The sequence below is a fragment of the Pantoea sp. 22096 genome, assembly GCF_052045955.1.
In the GTDB taxonomy this organism is placed as follows: domain Bacteria; phylum Pseudomonadota; class Gammaproteobacteria; order Enterobacterales; family Enterobacteriaceae; genus Pantoea; species Pantoea alfalfae.
Genome location: NZ_JBQEPW010000001.1, coordinates 87,869 through 106,287 on the forward strand (window position 1 = coordinate 87,869; position 18,419 = coordinate 106,287).

The following is an 18,419-nucleotide window of genomic DNA, read 5'->3' on the forward strand; positions in this document are numbered from 1 at the left end:
ACGCGACGCGTGTTAAAACCTCGCACCCTTAAAAAGGGGTGGCTCGTGCTGCCGCTTTTTTTTCTGGGTTTATGGCTGGCGACGTGGGGACTGGATCGGCTGTTTCCGCTTCCGCTTAAACAGGTGCAGCCTGCACGGGTCATTGTGGCCAGCGACGGTACGCCGCTTTGGCGCTTTGCTGACAGCAAGGGTATCTGGCGCTATCCGGTCACGCCAGAGGAGGTGGCACCGGCTTATCTGCAGGCGCTGCTGACCTATGAAGATCGCTGGTTCTGGTATCACCCCGGCATCAACCCTCTGGCCCTGCTGCGTGCCGCCTGGCAGGATTTGCGTCATCAGAGTGTGATTTCCGGCGGCAGCACCCTGACTATGCAGGTGGCGCGCCTTATCGACCCGCAACCCCGCACGTTGCGGGGCAAGCTGATTCAGGCGTGGCGTGCGCTGCAGCTGGAGTGGCATCTTTCCAAACGTGACATCCTGACGCTCTATCTTAACCGTGCGCCCTTTGGCGGTACGCTGGAAGGGGTGGGCGCAGCAAGCTGGAGCTGGCTGGGAAAAGCGCCGTCACAGCTGACACCAGGCGAAGCGGCGCTGCTGGCCGTGTTGCCGCAGGCACCCAGCCGTCTGCGGCCCGATCGCTGGCCTGAACGGGCGGAAGCCGCTCGCAATAAAGTGCTGGATCGACTGGCGCAATACCGCATCTGGTCCGCTGAACAGGTGGCGGAAATCCGTCAGGAGCCGGTGTGGCTGCCGCCGCGCCAGATGCCGCAGATGGCACCGCTGCTGGCCCGGCGACTGCTGTCGAGCAGCCGCAGCGATAAGATTGTCTCTACGCTCGATCCTTCACTGCAGCGCGAACTGGAAAGCCTGGCGCTGAACGTTAAAAATCAGCTGCCGCCGCGCACCTCACTGGCCATGCTGGTGGTGGATCACACCACCATGGCGGTTCGTGGCTACGTCGGCTCGGCTGACTTTACTGATGACAGCCGTTTTGGTCATGTGGATATGGTCGCCAGCGTGCGCTCGCCAGGTTCGGTGTTAAAACCCTTTATTTACGGCATGGCGCTGGACGAAGGGCTGATTCATGCCGAATCGCTGCTGCAGGATGTGCCGCGTCGCTTTGGTGATTACCGGCCCGGCAACTTTGACACCGGTTTTCACGGACCGGTCAGCGCCAGCGAGGCGCTGGTGCGCTCCCTGAATCTGCCCGCCGTTCAGCTGCTGGAAGCACTAGGGCCAAAAAACGTCGCGGCGCGGCTGCGTAATGTGGGGCTGAATTTACGTTTTCCGCCTGGCGCGGAACCCAATCTTTCGCTGATTCTTGGCGGCACCGGGGCGCGCATGGATGAGATCGTGGCAGCCTACAGCGCCTTTGCCCGTCACGGCAATGCCGCTCAGCTGCGCTGGATGCCCGATCAACCGTTGCAGCAACGGCCGCTGCTATCAAAGGAATCGGCGTGGATCATCCGGCGTATCCTCGCAGGCGAAGCGCAGCCTGCCGGTAATGGCAGCGTACCCGACGTGGTGCCGCTGGCCTGGAAGACCGGCACCAGCTACGGCTATCGCGACGCCTGGTCGGTGGGTATCAATCCTCGCTATCTGATGGGCGTCTGGGTCGGGCGCCCGGATGCCACTCCGGTTGCCGGGCAGTTTGGTTTCGCCTCTGCTGTGCCGATTATGAATCAGATTAACAGCGTGCTGATGAGCCGACTCGGCAGGCGTGACGTGCCAGGCGATCCGCGTCCGGCCTCGGTCACGGTAGCGACCCTCTGCTGGCCTGGTGGTCAGCCGCTGCCCGCCGGAGATGAAAACTGTCGTCAGCGGCGGCAAAGCTGGGTCGCCTCAGACACTCTGCCGCCAACGCTGCTGGCACCGGGTCAGGAGAGCCTCAGCGGATTACGCCTGAGTTACTGGCAGAATGCGCAGGGACTGCGCGTTGCCGCTGACTGCCCCGGCGCCACCCGTCACGAACGGCTGGTCTGGCCGCTGCCGCTGGAAGCCTGGCTGCCGCCTCAGGAGCGGCGGGCGCAGCGTCTGCCAGCTGTTGATACGCACTGTCCACCGCTACAGCAGGGCAGCAGTGCACCGCTGATCGTCACCGGCGTCATTGAGGGACAAATCGTTAAGCCACTGCCGGGCAACAGTGCACTGACGATCCCGGTCGCGGTGCAGGGAGGGCAGGGCGCGCAGCGCTGGTGGTTCCTGAATGGTGAGCCTCTCACGACGCAAAACGCCGCAGAGATGTCGCTGCATCTTGATCATCCAGGCGAGTATCAGCTGGTGGTGATGGATGAAGAGGGCCAGCTTGTCTCGGTCACCTTCAGTCGGGGATGATGGTTTTCTGCGCTAAATCATAACTGAAGCGCATCCGCTTCGACTCAGATCAAGAATTTTCAACAAATTAGGGATCTCTGATAGGCAATGCCGGACTCAGCCCCTATAATCGGCGCCGTTTATTAACCGGGGCGGACGCCACCGGTTTCTTCAGAACGTCAAGACAGAGGTCATCATGGCAATCGAACGTACTTTTTCTATCATCAAGCCAAACGCCGTCGCTAAAAATGTGATTGGTGCTATCTACAACCGTTTTGAAAGCGCAGGCTTCAAAATCGTTGGCGCTAAAATGCTGCAGCTGAGCAAAGAGCAGGCTGAAGGCTTTTACGCTGAGCACCAGGGCAAGCCATTCTTCGATGGTCTGGTTGAATTCATGACCTCTGGCCCGGTTGTTGTTTCCGTGCTGGAAGGTGAAAATGCCGTTCAGCGTCACCGTGACCTGATGGGTGCCACTAACCCGGCAAACGCACTGGCTGGCACTCTGCGTGCTGACTACGCTGACAGCTTCACCGAAAACGCGACCCACGGTTCAGATTCAGCGGAATCTGCTGCCCGTGAAATCGCTTATTTCTTCGGCGAAAACGAAATCTGCCCACGTACTCGTTAATCGCCCGGCGATAAACGTTACAGCGGCTTTACAAAAATCTGCGTAGGGGAGGTCACTCCCGCCTGTTATCAGGCCGCAGATGTTGTACAATATTGCGCCTTCATTGACATCGCTTAATGAAGGCGCAATTTTTTCACCTATCCCTGAACAGCGCCATAACGTGTAACAACGAGGCCAGAGAATATTATGTCCGAACAGATTGTGACGTCCGCGTCCGCATCCCCTATTGTCGTCTCCTCCAAAAACCAGAAAATTAACCTGCTGGATCTCAACCGTCAGCAGATGCGCGAATTCTTCCTGTCGCTGGGTGAAAAGCCGTTCCGCGCCGATCAGGTCATGAAGTGGATTTATCACTACTGCTGCGATGATTTCGAGCAGATGACCGACATCAACAAAAAGCTGCGTAACCGGCTAATGGAGCTGACGGAGATCCGCGCACCAGAAGTGGCGGAAGAGATGCGCTCTACCGACGGCACCATCAAATGGGCCATTCGTGTCGGTGACCAGCTGGTGGAAACGGTCTACATCCCGGAAGGCGACCGCGCTACGCTCTGTGTTTCGTCACAGGTGGGGTGTGCGCTGGAGTGTAAATTCTGTTCGACCGCACAGCAGGGCTTTAACCGTAACCTGCGGGTGTCAGAAATTATTGGTCAGGTGTGGCGTGCGGCGAAAATTGTCGGCGCAGCGAAAATTACCGGCCAGCGTCCTATCACCAACGTGGTGATGATGGGCATGGGTGAGCCGCTGCTCAACCTCAATAATGTGGTCCCGGCGATGGAGATCATGCTGGATGACTTCGGCTTTGGTCTGTCGAAGCGTCGCGTGACCCTCTCTACTTCAGGTGTTGTTCCTGCGCTGGATAAACTGGGCGATATGATTGACGTCGCGCTGGCCATTTCCCTGCATGCGCCGAACGATAAGCTGCGTGATGATATCGTGCCGATCAACAAAAAGTACAATATCGAAACCTTCCTGGCGGCGGTGAAACGCTACATTGGTAAATCCAACGCCAATCAGGGACGTGTGACCATTGAGTACGTGTTGCTGGATCATGTCAACGACAGCACCGACGATGCGCATGAACTTGCCGCATTACTGAAAGAAACACCGTGTAAAATCAACCTGATTCCATGGAACCCCTTCCCGGGTGCGCCGTATGGCCGTAGCTCAAACAGCCGCATTGATCGTTTCTCCAAGGTGCTGATGGACTATGGTTTTACCACCATCGTGCGTAAAACCCGTGGCGACGATATTGATGCCGCCTGTGGTCAGTTAGCCGGAGAAGTGATCGACCGTACTAAGCGAACGCTGCGTAAAAAAATGGCGGGTGAAGCCATATCTGTGAAGGCTCTCTAGAAGAGTGGCAGAGTGCGTTTCCTGAAGTGATGACGCGTGGCAGGCTGCAGCCTGTCAACGTCAACCGGATGGAAACGATTATGCGTAACGGATTACCTGCTGCTTTACTGGCGCTGTTTGTTGTAAGCGGGTGTGTCAGCCAGCCATACGGACCTGGCGCTGAAGAGGTGCGTCTGCAGTTAGGGATGCACTATCTGGCCGGTAGAGACTATACCGCAGCTGAGCGAAACTTTCTGCGTGCACAGGCCGCCGCGCCCGAGGACTACCGGGTCTCACTTGCACTGGCACGGCTGGCGCAGCAGCAGGGTAATCAGACAGCGGCGCAGGCACGGTTTATACTGGCACAGCAGCAGGCCCCGGATAATGGTTTTGTTGCTAACAATTACGGTGCGTTTCTCTGCGCTTTAAGGCAGTATGACGAAGCGCATCAACAGTTTAGTCGGGCAGGCGCTGCACCTCAGTTTGATGCACGTAATGACGCGCGTGAACTGGCAGGGTTTTGTTATCTGCAGGCGGGCGATGTTGCCACTGCCCGCAGGACGTTACGCCAGGCCCTTGAGGCCGACAGACGCAAAGCGGATTCGTTGCTGTCGGAAGCTGAAAAGCTGATGGCAGATAACCAGCTGGCAAAGGTGCAGGTTTTGCTCGACGTTTACCAGCAACAGCTGCCCGAAACGGCACGAAGTCTGGCGTTACACTTACGTTTCGCCGCGCTACAGGGAAATGCCGCTGACGTTTCACGTTATGGCGACCAGTTAGCGCGACGTTTTCCGCAATCGATACAGTACCAGCGTTATTTAGCTAATGAATACTGAAGCCACTCAAGAAAACTCTGCATTACATTCAACAGGTGAACGCCTGCGTCTGGCCCGTGAGCAGATGGGGCTGACGCAGCAGAACGTCGCTGAGCGCCTGTGCCTGAAACTCTCTACCGTGCGTGACATTGAGGAAGACAAATCGCCTGCCGATTTAGCCTCTACGTTCCTGCGCGGCTACATTCGTTCTTACGCGCGTCTGGTGCACATTCCTGAAGAGGAACTGCTGCCAATGATGGCGAAACAGACACCGGTTCGGGCTGCAAAAATCGAACCGATGCAAAGTTTCTCACTGGGTAAGCGCCGCAAAAAACGCGACGGCTGGCTGATGATTTTCACCTGGCTGGTCGTGTTTGTGGTGGTGGGTCTGACCGGCGCCTGGTGGTGGCAGAATCATAAAGCGTCGCAGGATGATCTGGTGCCGATGACCGATCAGAACAGCAGCAGTGATAACGGTCAGTCGATTCCGCTGGGTGAATCCAGCGGTGACAGCGTGGCACCTGCCGCGCCTGACGAAAGCAATACCACGACCCGCGATAACAGTGCGGCCAGCACGCCAGCGAGTACGGCTCCGGCCGCCAGCGCCAGCAATGGCGCGACTGCTGCACAGCAGGACACCAGCAGCAATGCGGTGGTGTCGCCGAGTCAGGCTCCTGTGGAAAACACGGCGGCTGCGCCTGCAGCCACCCAGTCCGGTACCAGCACATCACCTCAGATGCCAGTCGGCGCAGCCGCGGTCAGTGAACCGGCTGCTGACCCTAACGCAGTGGTCATGACTTTTAACGCCGACTGCTGGCTGGAAGTGAGTGATGCCACCGGCAAAAAACTGTTCAGCGGTATTCAGCGCAGTGGTGGTAAACTCAGCCTGGCAGGAACGCCTCCGTATCGTCTGAAAATTGGCGCGCCGTCCGCGGTTCAGGTGCAATATCAGAATCAGCCCGTTGATTTAAGCCGTTTTATCCGTAATAACCAGGTTGCTCGCCTGACGTTGGGTGCGCAATAACAGCGTATCGCGTACCGGGCAATTGTGGAGAAGAAATATGCATAACGAAGCACCCATTATCCGCCGTAAATCCAAACGCATTTACGTCGGCAAGGTGCCGGTCGGTGACGGCGCGCCAATCGCCGTACAGTCGATGACCAACACCCGCACCACTGACGTGGAAGCGACGGTAAATCAGATCAAAGCCCTTGAGCGAGTCGGTGTCGACATCGTTCGTATCTCGGTGCCTACCATGGATGCCGCAGAAGCGTTCAGGCTGATCAAACAGCAGGTGAACGTCCCGCTGGTTGCAGATATTCATTTTGACTACCGCATCGCCCTGAAAGTCGCCGAATATGGCGTTGACTGCCTGCGCATCAATCCCGGTAACATCGGGAACAATGAGCGCATCCGTATGGTGGTCGACTGCGCACGCGACAATAATATTCCGATCCGAATTGGCGTAAACGCCGGTTCGCTGGAAAAAGATCTGCAGGAGAAGTATGGCGAGCCGACGCCACAGGCGCTGCTGGAATCCGCCATGCGCCATGTCGATCATCTCGACCGTCTTAACTTCGATCAATTCAAAGTCAGCGTAAAAGCGTCAGATGTCTTCCTCGCCGTTGAATCTTATCGTCTGCTGGCGAAACAGATCGAACAGCCTCTGCATCTCGGCATTACCGAAGCGGGTGGCGCACGTGCGGGCGCGGTGAAATCGGCGATTGGCCTGGGACTGCTGCTGTCAGAAGGGATCGGCGATACGCTACGCATCTCGCTGGCGGCCGATCCAGTTGAAGAAGTCAAAGTCGGTTTCGATATCCTGAAGTCACTGCGCATTCGTTCTCGCGGTATCAACTTCATCGCCTGTCCGACCTGCTCACGTCAGGAGTTTGACGTCATCGGTACGGTCAACGCGCTTGAGCAGCGTCTGGAAGATCTCATCACGCCGATGGACGTCTCCATTATCGGCTGCGTAGTCAACGGACCGGGCGAAGCGACCCTCTCTACGCTGGGCGTGACCGGCGGCAGCAAGAAGAGCGGTTTCTACGAAGATGGTGTGCGTCAGCGCGATCGTCTCGACAACAATGACATGATCGATCAGCTGGAAGCGCGCATTCGTGCCAAAGCGTCGATGCTGGATGCCAGCCGCCGTATTGATGTTCAGCATCTGGAAAAATAATGGCGTGCGCGGCCTGCGTACGTGACTTTTTTGACTGAACCTGTGCGGTTTCATCCTCATAAGGTATGATGCCGGACAGGTTTTTTTGCATTAAGAGATTTTAACGTGGCGAAGAATATACAGGCAATTCGCGGGATGAACGACTACCTGCCTGCGGATACTGCCCTCTGGCAACGGATTGAAGGCGTTCTCAAGCAGACGCTGGCGAGCTACGGTTACAGCGAAATTCGCTTACCGCTGGTGGAGCAAACCCCACTGTTTAAACGCGCCATCGGTGAAGTCACCGATGTGGTTGAAAAAGAGATGTATACCTTTGATGACCGCAACGGTGAAAGCCTGACGCTGCGTCCGGAAGGCACGGCAGGCTGCGTGCGCGCCGGTATCGAACACGGTTTACTCTACAACCAGGAACAGCGCCTGTGGTACATGGGACCCATGTTCCGCTATGAGCGTCCGCAGAAAGGCCGCTATCGTCAGTTCTATCAGATCGGCGTGGAAGTGTTTGGTCTGCAGGGACCGGACATTGATGCTGAACTGATCATGCTGAATGCCCGCTGGTGGAAAGCCCTGGGTATCTCTGAGCACGTTCGCCTGGAACTCAACTCTATCGGTTCACTGGAAGCACGCGCGCATTATCGTGACGCGCTGGTTGCCTTCCTTGAGCAGCACAAAGCGGTGCTGGACGAGGATTGCAAACGCCGCATGTACAGTAACCCGATGCGCGTTCTCGACAGTAAAAATCCCGAGGTTCAGCAACTGCTGAATGATGCGCCACAGCTTGGCGACTATCTGGATGACGAGTCTCGCGAGCACTTCAGCGGCCTGTGTGCGCTGCTGGATGACGCTGGCATCAGCTACACCGTCAATCAGCGTCTGGTACGCGGCCTGGATTATTACAACCGCACCGTGATTGAGTGGGTCACCGATAGCCTGGGTTCACAGGGCACGGTGTGTGGCGGCGGTCGCTACGATGGCCTGGTTGAGCAGCTTGGTGGTCGTGCAACACCTGCCGTGGGTTTCGCCATGGGCATGGAGCGTCTGGTGTTGCTGGTTCAGGCGGTTAATCCTGAATTTGAACCGACGAGCAATGTGGATGTCTATGTTATCGCTTCAGGTCAGGGCGTGCAGTCTGCTGCGATGCAACTGGCTGAGAAATTGCGTGATGAAGCGCCGGAACTGAGGCTGATGACTAACTTTGGCGGCGGCAACTTTAAAAAGCAATTTGCCCGTGCTGACAAGTGGGGCGCACGCGTTGCCCTGGTGTTAGGCGAAGATGAAGTCAAAGCCGGTCAGGTCGTGATTAAAGATCTGCGCCGTGGCGAGCAGCAAACGCTGGATCAGGCAGAGGCTGCTGCTGTATTACGCACGCTGTTACAGTAAGCGTGACACAGCACCAACCATAGAAAGGAGAGGGATTGCGTGGAAGTGTATAGCAATGAGAACGAGCAGACCGACGCGCTGCGCAACTTTTTTGCCAGTAATGGCAAAGCGTTAGCCATTGGCGTAGTCATCGGCATTGCTGCGCTGGGTGGCTGGCGTTACTGGAGCAGTCATCAGGATGATACGGCGAAATCCGTGTCCGCGCAGTATCAGCAGCTCACCAGCGCCATGCAGGCGGATAAACCGGAAACGCTGGAAGCGGTTAACCGCTTTGCCAGTGAAAACAGCAATACCTACGGTGCGCTGGCTGCGATGGATCTGGCGAAGCAGTATGTTGACGCCGGTCAGCTTGATAAGGCCGCAACGCTGCTGCAAAACGGACTGAAAGATACGAAAGATGCCAATCTGCAGGCGGTGATTAACCTGCGCCTGGCACGCATTCAACTGCAACAGAATCAAGCGGATGCGGCGCTTAAAACCCTTGACGGTGTGAAGGGTGATGGCTGGACAGCCATTGTGGCCGATATTCGCGGCGAAGCGCTGCTGACCAAAGGTGACAGGCAGGGCGCGCGCGATGCCTGGAGTAAAGGAGTCGAATCTGACGCCTCTCCGGCATTGAAGCAAATGATGCAGATGAAGATGAATAACTTAAGCTAAGCCAGTCAAGAGAGAGCGCATGGAATTACGTAAATACCTGCTGCCGGGACTGATTTCAGTCACTTTGCTCAGCGGTTGTTCGCTGTTTAGCGGCGAAGAAGATGTAGTAAAAATGGCCCCGTTGCCGAAGGTGGAAAATCAGTTCACGCCACAGAAAGTGTGGAACACCTCGGTAGGCGATGGCGTCGGTGACTTCTACTCAAATCTGCATCCTGCCTGGCAGGACAACACCGTTTTTGCAGCCGATCGTTTTGGTATTGTCAAAGCGCTGGATGCCGCAGACGGTAAAGAAAAATGGAAAGTCGATCTCTCTGAGAAAACCGGTTTCTTCTCGAAAAACCGCTCAGCGCTGTTATCCGGCGGCCTGACCGCTGATGGCGATCGGGTTTATGTTGGCAGCGAGCGCGGCAAAGTTTATGCCCTGAACAGCAGCGATGGCAGCCTGGCCTGGCAGACCAGCGTCGCAGGTGAAGCGCTGTCTCGTCCTGTAGTCAGCGATGGTCTGGTACTGGTACATACCAGTAACGGCATGCTGCAGGGACTGGATCAGAGCAGCGGTGCGGTGAAGTGGAGCGTCAACCTGGATATGCCAGCGTTGTCTCTTCGCGGTGAATCTGCACCTGCTGTCGCATTTGGCGGCGCCATTGTCGGTGGCGACAACGGTCGCGTCAGTGCCGTGGTGATGAACCAGGGACAGCTGATCTGGCAGCAGCGTATTTCTCAGGTCAGCGGTGCCACTGAGATTGACCGTCTTAACGACGTCGATACCACGCCGGTTATCGTCAATGGCGTAGTGTATGCACTCGCTTACAACGGTAACCTGTCGGCGCTGGATCTGCGCTCTGGCCAGATTTTGTGGAAACGCGAAATTGGCGGTGTGAAAGATCTGATTGTCGATGCCGGTCGCATCTATCTGGTCGATCAGGATGACCGCGTGATTGCGCTGAACGCTGACGGCGGTGTTGCCATCTGGCGTCAAAGCGACCTGCTGCATCGCAACCTGACTTCTCCGGTGCTCTACAACGGCTACCTTGTGGTTGGCGACAGTGAAGGTTATCTGCACTGGCTAAACACCACTGATGGTCGTTTTGTTGCTCAGCAGAAACTGGATAGCTCAGGCTTCCAGACTGAGCCGGTGGTTGCCAGCGATAAGCTTCTGATCCAGTCGAAAGACGGCGAGGTTTATGCGATTACCCGTTAACGGGTAAACGTCTGGCAGGTGAAATCCTCCGTTTTGACGGCTCCTGATTTAATCAGGGGCCGTTTCGTTTTTAGTCAGGCATGGTATTCTTTGCGCCTTAAGCCTGAACTTAACGGCCAGAGCCGTTATAATCACGCCATTCGGGCGATTAATTATTTATTGAGGCATTTTGTTATGGTACCTGTGGTCGCGCTGGTTGGGCGTCCCAATGTGGGAAAATCTACGCTATTCAACCGCTTAACCCGCACACGTGATGCGCTGGTAGCGGATTTTCCTGGACTGACTCGCGATCGCAAATATGGTCGCGCCGAAGTGGAAGGGCGCGAATTTATTGTTATTGATACCGGTGGTATCGACGGCACCGAAGAGGGTGTTGAAACGCGGATGGCCGAGCAGTCACTGCTGGCGATTGAAGAAGCCGATGTTGTGCTGTTTATGGTTGATGCGCGTGCGGGCATGATGGCCGCCGATCAGCAAATTGCTAAGCATCTCCGCTCCCGTCAGAAAGCGACCTTCCTGGTGGCGAACAAAACTGACGGGCTCGATCCGGATCAGGCGGTTGTCGACTTCTATTCACTGGGCCTGGGCGAGATTCATGCCATCGCAGCCTCGCATGGTCGTGGTGTGAGTAGCCTGATAGAAGAGGCACTCCTGCCGTGGATGGACAAAGTTGAGGCGGTTGAGCTCACTGAAGAAGAAGAGAACCAGGCTTACTGGGCTGCGCTTGAAGCTGACGAGATTGCTGAGCAGGAAGCGGCGGAGGAAGAAGAAAACTTCGACCCGACTGGTTTGCCAATCAAACTGGCGATTGTTGGCCGTCCTAACGTAGGTAAGTCAACGCTTACTAACCGCATCCTCGGTGAAGATCGCGTGGTCGTCTACGACATGCCGGGCACCACCCGCGACAGTATTTATATTCCGATGGAGCGTGATGGACGTGAATACGTTCTGATCGACACCGCAGGCGTGCGTAAGCGTGCCAAAATCTCTGACACCGTTGAGAAATTCTCAGTCATCAAGACGCTGCAGGCGATTGAAGATGCCAACGTCGTGATGCTGGTGATTGATGCTCATGCCGGTATTTCCGATCAGGATCTCTCGCTGCTGGGCTTCATTCTTAACAGTGGTCGCTCGCTGGTGATTGTGGTCAACAAATGGGATGGCTTGTCGCAGGAAGTGCGTGATGAAGTGAAAGAGACGCTGGATTTCCGTCTGGGCTTTATCGATTTCGCCCGCATCCACTTTATCTCTGCGCTGCACGGGAGCGGCGTAGGTAATCTGTTTGAGTCGATCACGGAAGCCTATGACTGTTCGACCCGCCGCGTAAACACCTCGCTGCTGACCCGCATCATGAACATGGCGGCAGACGATCACCAGCCGCCGCTGGTACGCGGTCGTCGCGTTAAGCTTAAATACGCGCATGCTGGTGGCTATAACCCGCCTATCGTGGTGATCCACGGTAACCAGGTTAAGGATCTGCCTGATTCTTATAAACGCTACCTGATGAACTATTTCCGTAAATCACTTAACGTGATGGGAACGCCAATTCGCATTCAGTTCAAAGAGGGTGATAACCCTTATGAAGGCAAACGTAACCTGCTGACGCCAACGCAGCAGCGTAAGCGTAAGCGTCTGATGGCGCATATGAAAAAGAATAAGCGTTAACAAAATGAGGGCCATCTGGCCCTCTTTTTTTTTTGCGCTGAATAACGCAGGGTGGAGAACATAATGCGTGTGCTTTGTGAAAAATGTCAGCAACCGCTGTCGCTCAGCGACGGTGAATTTATCTGCACAGCCTGCGGAGCGCATTACCCGGCGCATCCCTGCTGTCCTGAGTGTCACCAGCCACTTGAAGTGCTGAAAGCCTGCGGCGCAGTGGACTATTTTTGCCGTAACGGACATGGTCTGATCTCCCGCAAGCGCGTAGTTTTCCAGCCACCCGGCCACTGACCTCGCTTTCAGCTACGCTTCAAATGTCAGATAAGGCAGAGCGATTCCTGGCCCTTTTTGTAGCAAAAATGCTATTACTCCGTAACAAACGCGTTGTATATGTTCACTCTGTAATGTACCAGGTGGTACAATCCTGCCGCGTCGTGGGAGGGGTCAGCCACATCCGTGCTCTTCCGGCCCACAGATTCTCACGGACGCGGGTCTGTTTATATTCGTTTTGAAACAGAGCAATGCTCTGCGCGGACGTGCATAACGCGCCAGAGTCCGGACGGCAACAGTCCGGATGCTCTGTTTATTCAGGAGAGTAAGTGTTATGGCTGAAACATCCTCCCGCTCCGGAAAGGGGCTGGGAATCGCATCCGTGCTGCTCGGACTGGTGCTGCTTGCTACCGGTCTGTTTTTTGCCATTGGCGGCGGTAAACTGGTAGCCCTTGGCGGCAGCAGGTACTTTTTAATTGCGGGTATCGTCACTGTACTCTCCGCAATTCAATTCTTCCGTCGCAAATCATCGGCAGTGGTTCTGTTCCTGCTGGTCTTTGTCGGCACCCTGATCTGGTCGCTGTTCGATGCGGGTCTGGAGTTCTGGCCGCTGGTCTCTCGCCTGATGGTGCCTGCCGGACTGATGCTGCTGGCCTTCCTGATCTGGCCTTCACTGCGTAAGCACGAAGGTAAGCACTCACTGGCAAAACCCTCTTACGCCTTCTCTGCGCTATTGGCGGCAGGCATGGTGGTCACGCTGGTACAGATGTTCCAGCCCCATCCTACCGTTGCCGGCACCGGCGAAGAGCTGCCACTGATCCCGGTTGATAAAACCAGACAGCAGAAAGACTGGGATAACTACGGTAATACCCCGCAGGGCAGCCGCTTTGTGGCGCTGGACCAGATTACCCGCGATAACGTGAAGGATTTGAAAGTTGCCTGGACCTTCCACACTGGTGATACGCCTGTCAGCCCGACCGGAAACGGCGCAGAAGATCAGCAGACGCCATTGCAGATTGGTAACACCCTTTACCTCTGTACGCCGCACAACAACGTCATCGCCGTTGAAGCCAATACGGGTAAACAGATCTGGAAACGTGAAATCAATGCCAAAGCAGACGTCTGGCCGCGCTGCCGTGGTCTGGCTTACTTTGACGTAACCAGGCCGCTGCAACAGCCGGATAAGCCGGGTTCTTCACCTGTCCCAGCCGCTGTGCTGCCAGCTGGTGACAGCTGCCAGCGTCGTATTCTGATGAACACCATCGACGCGCGTCTGATTGCGATCAACGCCGACAACGGTGAGTTCTGTGAAAACTTCGGCGATCACGGCATCGTTGATCTTAAAGCGGGACTGGGCCAGGCACCGGATCCACAGTATCAGCTGACGTCAGCGCCAACGCTGGCGGGCACCACCGTCGTGGTGGGGGGGCGTGTCGCAGATAACGTGCAGACTGATATGCCTGGTGGTGTGCTGCGTGGCTTTGACGTTATCACCGGTAAAATGCGCTGGGCATTTGACCCAGGCAATGTTGACCCGAATGCGATTCTGATGCCGGGTAAAGATTACACCCGCAGTACGCCGAACTCCTGGGCGCCGATGTCTTACGACCCGGCAATGAACACCGTGTTCATCCCGATGGGCAGTTCGTCGGTTGACCTCTGGGGTGCGAACCGTACCGAACTGGATCACAAATACGGTGCTTCGGTGCTGGCGCTGGATGCGACTACCGGTAAAGAGAAGTGGGTCTATCAGACCGTACATAACGATCTGTGGGACTTCGACCTGCCGATGCAGCCAAGCCTGATCGACTTCCCTCAGAAAGATGGCAGCACCACGCCAGCGGTGGTGATTGGTGGTAAAACCGGCATGATCTTCGTGCTTGACCGTATGACCGGCAAGCCGCTGACCAAAGTCGAAGAACTGCCGATGCCGCAGGGCCATATTCCGAACGAGCAGTACACGAAAACACAGCCACACTCGACCGGAATGCCGCAGATTGGCAACCAGACGCTGAAAGAGTCTGACATGTGGGGTGCAACGCCGTTTGATCAGCTTGCCTGCCGGGTCGCCTTCAAATCGATGCGCTATGACGGACTGTTCACCGTGCCAGACACCGACAAGTCGCTGAGCTTCCCGGGTTCGCTTGGGGGTATGAACTGGGGCAGCATGTCGATCGATCCGAACAACCATCTGCTGTTCGTCAATGACATGCGTCTGGGCCTGTGGGTTCAGATGATCCCGGCGGATACCAGCAGCATTGCCCGTGGCAGCAACGGCGGCGAAGCAATTAACACCGGTATGGGTGCCGTTCCGCTGAAAGGCACGCCTTATGCAGTGAATAAAAACCGCTTTATGTCGCCGCTGGGCATTCCTTGTCAGAAGCCGCCGTTTGGTACGCTGTCGGCGATTGACCTGAAAACCCAGAAAATCGTCTGGCAGGTGCCGGTCGGCACCGTGCAGGATACCGGTCCATTTGGCATCAAAATGCGCGTGAAAATGCCGGTTGGTATGCCAACGCTGGGCGGTACGCTGGCAACACAGGGTGGCCTGGTGTTCATCGCCGGTACCCAGGATTACTATCTGCGCGCCTTTGATTCTTCAACCGGTAAAGAGGTGTGGAAAGCACGCCTGCCGGTTGGCAGTCAGGGTGGCCCGATGAGCTACGTTTCACCGAAAGATGGTAAGCAGTACATCCTGATTTCAGCTGGTGGCGCACGTCAGTCACCGGACCGCGGTGATTACGTGATTGCTTACGCGCTGCCAGACAGCAAGTAATAACGCATAAGGAAAAGGGCCGACATTGTCGGCCCTTTTTATTTGCTTATTTTCCGTCGTGCCACAGCGCTTTTAGCTCCGGCGGCGCGACCTGTTCCGGAATCAGCAGCACAATAGTGCCTACCTCACGGCGGGTGGCATACTGAATCTGGATACGGAAATAACGCTGATCGCCACTGCCCACCTGCGCGGCTTTCTCCTCGGGTTCGCCCAGCGGCATTGCCTGCTCCAGCGCATGACAGACGCGCTGTTTTTCTGGCGCCGGCAACTCGCCAAGCATAAAGCGTCGTTCGGCGCGCAGCCCCGGAATAAAGGCCATGCCGCCTTCACGCGCGACGATGATGGTGGCATCATCTGTGAGTTCGGGCAGTTCACTCATAGCACGCCAACCTCCTTCCACGCCTGTTCAATAGCACTGCTGACCGACTCATTGAACCGCTTTTTACCATGCTCAATGGTGAAGCGGGCAAAGGTTTTGAAATCCGCATCCTGTGGCAGTTCGTCGTCACACACCGTGTCATACCAGGCATATCCCGCCTGTTCCCAGGCATAACCCCCCAGCGCTTTGGCCGCCAGATAAAAGGCCCGGTTAGGAATGCCGGAGTTGATATGAACACCGCCATTATCTTCACGGGTTTTCACGTAGTGATCCATGTGTGCCGGTTGCGGATCTTTGCCCAGCAGCGGGTCATCGTAGGCGGTGCCGGGTTCAGACATCGACCGCAGACCACGCCCATTAATACCCTTCGCCAGCAGGCCTTCACCAATAATCCAGTCTGCTTCATCCGCACGCTGCTTTTTGCTGAACTGTTTTACCAGCGAGCCAAAAACATCCGACAGCGACTCATTCAGTGCACCAGCCTGCTCAAAGTAGATCAACCCGGCTTCGTTTTCCGTGACGCCATGCGCCAGTTCGTGGGCCACAACGTCAATCGCAATGGTAAAGCGATTAAAAATTTCGCCGTCACCATCGCCAAATACCATCTGTTGACCGTTCCAGAAGGCGTTCTGGTATTTCTCACCGTAGTGCACGGTACCCAGCAACTTCAGGCCCTGACCATCCAGCGAATTACGCTGATACGCCTGCCAGAAGAAGTCATAGGTGACGCCAAGGTAGTCCCAGGCTTCTTCAGCCGCGACGTCATCATTACCTGGCTGGCCTTCCTGACGAACCAGCTTACCCGGCAGGGTTTCCTGGCTCTGGGCATCATAAATTTCACGGTCAACATGACCGCCCGCCGCCGTTTTCACGCCAGTCGATTTTTGCCAGTGTTCCGCCATCAGGTGCTGAACGTGCGTCAGGGTGCGGCGCGCCTGCGCCTGCTGATGGCCGGAACTGTGAGCGATAATCTTGCGAAGGATATAGGGAGGAATAACGCAGTAAGCCATGTGAGACTCCTTGGCAAAAAGGAATGAGTCAAAAGTATAGACCCGTCTGGCTGGTTAGACCTCATGAGTGAGGCCAGCGGTAATTGGAAAAATGTGAGGAGGCGCGCAGAGTCAGTATCAGGGAGCGGATTTGCGGCAGCGCTTATTTTTCAGACAATCATTCTGACGGATTATATGAGAACGCCTGGTAGCAAAAATTAGTCATAAAAATAGCCGGACAGACCAGGTGGTCCTGATATGTGAGACCAGTAGTTAATGGAGAAATGTAAGTTGGCGGGCAGCGTCAGGAGGTGGTTTTGCGGCGGCGCTTTTTCTCAGGTAACAGCTGCGTCACCTGGCTTTCAACCCAGCCATCATCCAGACGGGTGCGCAGCAGGTCGCCGCTCTGAAGCTGTGCGGTTTGCTTCACCACCTGACCGGCGATGTCGGTGGTCACGCTAAAACCACGCGCCAGCGTTGCCAGCGGGCTGACACCTTCGAGCTGTGCGACCAGCTGACCAAACTGTTGTTTATTGCTGTTCAGCTGCGTTGCCATGCTCTGCTGCAGGCGATAGTGCCAGCTTTGCAGCTGTTTTTGCGCCTCGAACAGACGCTGCTGCGGCTGCCGGGCGTTGAGTCGATGCGCCAGGCGATCCTGCTGACGTGTGGCCTGACGCAGGCGCGTTTCCATCGCTTCACCCAGACGCTGTTGCAGGCGGAACAGGGCGGTCTGCTGACGGGCCAGCCGCAGCTGCGGATGCTGCTGCTGCAGGCGATGCTCAAGACGCGTGTAAAGCCGCTGCTGGCGCGCCAGGTAGTAATCCATCGCCATCTCCAGCCGCTGCTGCTGCGACTGCAACTGGCGCAGCAGCTCCAGCTGGTTGCGGCTGACAATTTCTGCGGCTGCTGAAGGGGTAGGGGCGCGTAAGTCGGCGACGAAGTCGGCAATGGTGACGTCGGTTTCATGACCGACGGCGCTGACGATGGGAATGCGGCTGGCAAAAATGGCGCGCGCCACCCGTTCGTCGTTAAAGCTCCATAAATCTTCCAGCGAACCGCCGCCGCGCCCGACGATTAACACATCGCACTCGTTACGCAGGTTGGCAATTTCAATTGCCCGGACAATAGCGGCTGGCGCATCGACGCCCTGTACCACGGTCGGGTAGATGACCACGGGCAGGGAGGGATCCCGGCGATGCAGGACGCGTAACACATCGTGCAGCGCCGCGCCGGAGGAGGAGGTGATCACCCCGACCTGACGCGCCGGTTCCGGCAGCGGTTGCTTATGCTGTGGCTCAAATAAGCCTTCGCTCGCCAGCTTTGCTTTCAGCAGTTCAAACTGCTGCTGCAGCAAGCCTTCCCCCGCCGGATGCATGCTTTCGGCAATCAGCTGATAGTCACCACGAGGTTCATAGAGGGTAATGTTAGCGCGTACCAGTACCTGCTGACCATGCTGGGGACGGAAGGTGACGCGACGATTGCTGTTGCGGAACATGGCGCAGCGAACCTGAGCGCCATCATCTTTCAGCGTGAAGTACCAGTGACCGGAAGCCGGTTGGGTGAAGTTGGAGATCTCAGCGCTGATCCAGACCAGGCCCATCTCTTTCTCCAGCAGCTGACGCACTGTCGTATTGAGACGGCTGACGGTAAAAATATTGGCAGTAGATGGCAGCGACATGTGACGAAGATCAAATTCCAAATCAGCAGGTTAATTCATCGATACTACAGGGCTGTCAGTGCGGATCAAGGGTTTTTCGTAAATAATGCTGGAGGCAATCGATTACGGCCTGTATAATGCCGCGGCAATATTTTATCTATTCTCAATCACCCGAGG

The 18,419-nt window shown here is 56.2% G+C and carries 15 protein-coding genes; 12 read left to right on the forward strand and 3 right to left on the reverse strand.

What is annotated here, in order from left to right; translation table 11 throughout:
- The first annotated feature begins 9 nt into the window (after positions 1-9).
- The 12 genes from pbpC (at position 10) to ACTJKZ_RS00460 (ending at position 15,217) form a co-directional block, all read left to right on the forward strand.
- Positions 10-2,334 (forward strand): peptidoglycan glycosyltransferase PbpC, encoded by a 2,325-nt coding sequence (pbpC, locus tag ACTJKZ_RS00405; RefSeq protein ID WP_440829077.1) that lies wholly within the window; start codon positions 10-12, stop codon positions 2,332-2,334.
- 175 nt (positions 2,335-2,509) lie between these two features.
- Positions 2,510-2,941 (forward strand): nucleoside-diphosphate kinase, encoded by a 432-nt coding sequence (gene ndk, locus ACTJKZ_RS00410; RefSeq protein ID WP_003848684.1) that lies wholly within the window; start codon positions 2,510-2,512, stop codon positions 2,939-2,941.
- Positions 2,942-3,127: 186 nt separating this feature from the next.
- Positions 3,128-4,297 carry a bifunctional tRNA (adenosine(37)-C2)-methyltransferase TrmG/ribosomal RNA large subunit methyltransferase RlmN gene (locus ACTJKZ_RS00415; protein WP_440829078.1) on the forward strand — a complete coding sequence of 390 codons (1,170 nt, stop codon included), beginning with the start codon at positions 3,128-3,130 and terminating at the stop codon, positions 4,295-4,297.
- An 80-nt stretch (positions 4,298-4,377) separates the two neighbouring features.
- Entirely contained in the window at positions 4,378-5,112 is a 735-nt protein-coding gene (pilW, locus tag ACTJKZ_RS00420; RefSeq protein WP_440829079.1) for a type IV pilus biogenesis/stability protein PilW, read from the forward strand.
- Entirely contained in the window at positions 5,102-6,115 is a 1,014-nt protein-coding gene (rodZ, locus tag ACTJKZ_RS00425) for a cytoskeleton protein RodZ (protein ID WP_222925130.1), read from the forward strand. The genes pilW and rodZ overlap by 11 nt, the downstream gene beginning before the upstream one ends.
- 37 nt (positions 6,116-6,152) lie before the next feature.
- Positions 6,153-7,274: a flavodoxin-dependent (E)-4-hydroxy-3-methylbut-2-enyl-diphosphate synthase gene (gene ispG, locus ACTJKZ_RS00430; RefSeq protein WP_003848692.1), complete on the forward strand. Its 1,122-nt coding sequence runs from the start codon at positions 6,153-6,155 to the stop codon at positions 7,272-7,274.
- 105 nt (positions 7,275-7,379) lie between these two features.
- Positions 7,380-8,654, forward strand: coding sequence for a histidine--tRNA ligase (gene hisS / locus ACTJKZ_RS00435; protein WP_161734343.1), 1,275 nt, complete (start codon positions 7,380-7,382; stop codon positions 8,652-8,654).
- A 39-nt stretch (positions 8,655-8,693) separates the two neighbouring features.
- Positions 8,694-9,311, forward strand: a complete 618-nt coding sequence (locus ACTJKZ_RS00440) for a YfgM family protein (RefSeq protein WP_161734341.1) — start codon at positions 8,694-8,696, stop codon at positions 9,309-9,311.
- Positions 9,312-9,330: 19 nt separating this feature from the next.
- Positions 9,331-10,512 (forward strand): outer membrane protein assembly factor BamB, encoded by a 1,182-nt coding sequence (gene bamB / locus ACTJKZ_RS00445; protein WP_013358724.1) that lies wholly within the window; start codon positions 9,331-9,333, stop codon positions 10,510-10,512.
- Positions 10,513-10,686: 174 nt separating this feature from the next.
- The gene (der, locus tag ACTJKZ_RS00450; RefSeq protein WP_033733523.1) at positions 10,687-12,177 is read left to right on the forward strand and encodes a ribosome biogenesis GTPase Der; all 1,491 of its coding nucleotides are present in this window, start codon (positions 10,687-10,689) and stop codon (positions 12,175-12,177) included.
- Between the two features lie 63 nt (positions 12,178-12,240).
- Entirely contained in the window at positions 12,241-12,462 is a 222-nt protein-coding gene (locus ACTJKZ_RS00455) for a zinc ribbon domain-containing protein (protein ID WP_161734340.1), read from the forward strand.
- Between the two features lie 313 nt (positions 12,463-12,775).
- Positions 12,776-15,217, forward strand: coding sequence for a glucose/quinate/shikimate family membrane-bound PQQ-dependent dehydrogenase (locus ACTJKZ_RS00460; protein WP_222925132.1), 2,442 nt, complete (start codon positions 12,776-12,778; stop codon positions 15,215-15,217).
- Positions 15,218-15,263: 46 nt separating this feature from the next.
- Here the strand turns inward: ACTJKZ_RS00460 and ACTJKZ_RS00465 are convergent, their stop codons facing one another.
- From ACTJKZ_RS00465 to xseA, 3 genes are all read right to left on the reverse strand, one after another.
- Positions 15,264-15,596 (reverse strand): protealysin inhibitor emfourin, encoded by a 333-nt coding sequence (locus ACTJKZ_RS00465; protein ID WP_161734336.1) that lies wholly within the window; start codon positions 15,594-15,596, stop codon positions 15,264-15,266.
- Positions 15,593-16,606 carry a M4 family metallopeptidase gene (locus ACTJKZ_RS00470; protein WP_161734334.1) on the reverse strand — a complete coding sequence of 338 codons (1,014 nt, stop codon included), beginning with the start codon at positions 16,604-16,606 and terminating at the stop codon, positions 15,593-15,595. Before ACTJKZ_RS00470 ends, ACTJKZ_RS00465 begins: the two co-directional genes overlap by 4 nt.
- Positions 16,607-16,889: 283 nt before the next feature.
- A complete protein-coding gene (gene xseA / locus ACTJKZ_RS00475; RefSeq protein ID WP_161734380.1) occupies positions 16,890-18,263 on the reverse strand; it encodes an exodeoxyribonuclease VII large subunit in 1,374 nt (457 codons plus the stop codon).
- Between the last annotated feature and the right edge of the window lie 156 nt (positions 18,264-18,419).